Annotated in this window: 5 protein-coding genes; all 5 read right to left on the minus strand. The window is 34.5% G+C overall.

Features of this window, described 5'->3' with window-relative positions; genetic code table 11:
* Nucleotides 1–265: glutathionylspermidine synthase family protein (locus tag MV589_RS10050; RefSeq protein WP_297434480.1), on the minus strand; the 265-nt coding region annotated here is incomplete at its 3' end.
* 6 nt (nt 266–271) lie between these two features.
* The gene (locus MV589_RS10055; protein ID WP_297434481.1) at nt 272–850 is read right to left on the minus strand and encodes a Cj0371 family chemotaxis-regulating polar lipoprotein; all 579 of its coding nucleotides are present in this window, start codon (nt 848–850) and stop codon (nt 272–274) included.
* A complete protein-coding gene (locus tag MV589_RS10060; RefSeq protein ID WP_297434483.1) occupies nt 851–1,297 on the minus strand; it encodes a hypothetical protein in 447 nt (148 codons plus the stop codon).
* Nucleotides 1,294–1,767: a hypothetical protein gene (locus tag MV589_RS10065; protein WP_297434485.1), complete on the minus strand. Its 474-nt coding sequence runs from the start codon at nt 1,765–1,767 to the stop codon at nt 1,294–1,296. Before MV589_RS10065 ends, MV589_RS10060 begins: the two co-directional genes overlap by 4 nt.
* Nucleotides 1,728–3,113, minus strand: a 1,386-nt coding sequence (locus MV589_RS10070) for an ATP-binding protein (RefSeq protein WP_297434487.1), incomplete at its 5' end; no start/stop codon positions are given. The genes MV589_RS10070 and MV589_RS10065, both read right to left, overlap by 40 nt.

The raw sequence follows: 3,113 nt of genomic DNA on the forward strand, positions 1-3,113 counted from the left end.
CCCAAGATTTTTTAATCATCTCAATAAGGTTAAAAGGAATACCTAAATCAAAAAATAGATTATTTGCTATAACATACTCTGCAGCTTCGACATACATATCATATATTGCGTTTGTAGCTTCATAGTAGGCATCTGCTTCAGTTTGAGTGACTTCCACTACAGCATCACTAACATATTTTGTTCCGTCGCTATCTGTATGCCACGAAAAGCCTATCTCTTCTAATGTTGCATCATTTATTGGTTTAAGTTGTAGTGTTGTTACCATTATTTCTTAGCCTCCAAAAAATCCACCGCTACTTCTGCTTGAAGAGCTTCTTGAACTCCCTCCAAAAAAGCTTTTTCTACTGCTTGAACTTTTTCTGGATTTTGAAGCAGCAGAACGACTATATGCACTTCTATTCGCACTACTTGCATTTCTTGCAAAATTTTTATTATTCATTAGTGAGTTACCAATCATATTTCCCAGAAGGCTACCTGCCGCAACTGCTAAAATAGTGCCTGCTAGTCCCATTCCTCCGCTTTCACCATTTCTTTGGAGTGTTTCACTTGTGCCATCTTGTACTTTTTTATATTCTTGATCTGCAAGTGCTTTCATCTCTGATTCATTCATAAAACGCTCAGTCATATGACCATCTGCATCCTTTTCACGAATAATTGCTCTAGTAGGTCCTTCTGTTGGCATCTCTTCTATGACTTTGTATTTACCATTTGCTTGTTGTTCAATCACCAAAAATTTATTTTGTGCTTCTTGTTTTTTTTCACATCCACTAAGCGTTCCCATCATAAGAAGCCCTGCTGTGCCTAGTGCTACTCCACTAGCTATTGAAGATATATGTCTATTTTTTATCATTTAGTATTCACCTATTACTTTATTTTTATTTAGAATTATAACCTTTTTGAGTTTATAGTCATAAAAGGTAATCTCTTTTCTTCCATCATAATAGATATTACCATGGTAAGAAAATTTTGCTGTTTTGAGTGTTATATCTTTTTTAAGTAAAATAAATTCACCAACTTTTTCACCGATAGGTGGAATTAGTGTTGCAAATGCCAATATAAAAAGTGTACCAACACCTATTAAGGCACTTTTTGTTGTTGTATAGGTAATGAGGTAGCCAATAATAATTGTAAAAAAGAGAAAAAGGAATATATTTTGATGATCTGCAAATAAAATATTATAAAAAACATTTATATTATGCGGTCTAATATAATTAATTTGTATCCCTAAAATAATGAAAAAATCTAGAATAAAAGTAAAAAAAACACCACTTAAAAGTGCTTGAATAAGTCTTATCATCGTAACCTCACTATTTTTTTATTATTGATTTTATAGAGTTTTGATGCTTTGTTCTCATATAAACCCATTTTATCTTCTATAATTATATCAGCTTTTTCTTCACAAAAGTTTCTTGAAAATTTTTTACCGCTTTCATTTGCAGATGTAGAGTAACTCCAGCTTAAATTTTGTAAAACAGTTGAGTGAAGTGTGAGAGGTGCTACTCTAAAAGATTGGGTATTTACAATAAAGCTACTCTGATTTGCTCTTCTTACTCGATTCTTTTGTTTGTTTGGAATACGTACTTTATCATAAGCAAGTGATTTAAAATTTTTATAAACTTTTATAAAAGGTTTTTTGGAGGGACGAGATTTTATTTGTGCCAGTTTTGTCCCATTTTGGGACAAAAATCCAACCGTTGTATCGGTTTGGGTAAGAATGATTTTTTGAGTTATATCAGAAAATCTTGTAGTGCTGTTGATGTTGTCCATTGCTCATCTTCCATTTCATCTAAAGCAAGAATAAGGGCTCTAGCAGCACTAAGTGTCGTAAAGTATGGTATGCTGCGTTTAAGTACCTCTTGGCGAATAACGACAGCATCTTTTTTACTTGTGTTGTTATCAGAAGTATTTATAGCCATAGCAATTTCATCATTTTTCATACTATCTTCAATATTTGGACGACCTTCAGAAATTTTGAGAACCAAGTCACATGCAACACCTGCATCTTCAAGTGCTTTTTGTGTTCCTTTTGTTGCAACAAGTTTAAAACCATGGCTTAGAAGCCCGCGACCGATTTCTCCTGCATGTTCTTTGTCTGTATCTACAAAAGATAAGAAACAAGTGCCGCCTGTTGGAATTTTATTTCCAGCACTTAGTTGTGCTTTTGCAAAACTTACACCAAAGTTTTTACTGATGCCCATAACTTCACCAGTTGATTTCATCTCAGGAGAGAGAACCAAATCTGCACCATAAAGTTTATGGAAAGGAAAAACTGCCTCTTTTACTGAAACATGACCTTTTAATCGTGGACGACGAAGACCATTATGCTCTTCTACGATATTGTATTTGTCATAGTATGCTAATGCACTCTCAAGCTCTTCACCCATCATAACACGAGTAGCAACTTTTGCCAAAGGCATACCTGTTGCTTTAGATACAAATGGAACTGTTCTTGATGCACGAGGATTTACTTCAATAAGGTAAATTTCATTTTGATAAATTGCATACTGTACATTCATAAGTCCGCGTACACCAAGCCCTAGTGCAATTGTTTTTGTTTGCTGCTCTACTTTTTCTATCATCTCATCTGTTAAATTGACAGGAGGAAGTGAACAAGCAGAGTCTCCAGAGTGGATACCAGCCTCTTCAATATGCTGCATAACAGAACCAATATAGACATTTTCTCCATCAGAGATACAATCAACATCTAGTTCAATCGCTTGGTCTAAAAATTTGTCAATTAAAACTGGCGCATTGTGTGAAACTGAAACTGCTAAGTCCATATATTGACGTAGTTCATCTTCAGAGTAAACTATGCGCATACCTCGACCACCAAGAACAAACGAAGGGCGAACAAGTACAGGAAAACCTAATTTCTCAGCAATTACATAAGACTCTTCTTTTGTTCTTGCAAGGCCGTTTTCTGGCTGTTTTAGTCCATATTTGTTTACAAAGTCAGAAAATTGCTCTCTATCTTCTGCCAAATCAATAACAGCAGATGGTGTACCTATGATTTTTGCACCAATTTTTGTAAGAGAATCTGCAAGTTTTAGTGGTGTTTGTCCTCCAAAGTGAACAATAATTCCATCTGGATTTTCATTTTCAATTACCTCCCT

Source organism: Sulfurimonas sp. (assembly GCF_026991475.1).
In the GTDB taxonomy this organism is placed as follows: Bacteria; Campylobacterota; Campylobacteria; order Campylobacterales; family Sulfurimonadaceae; genus Sulfurimonas.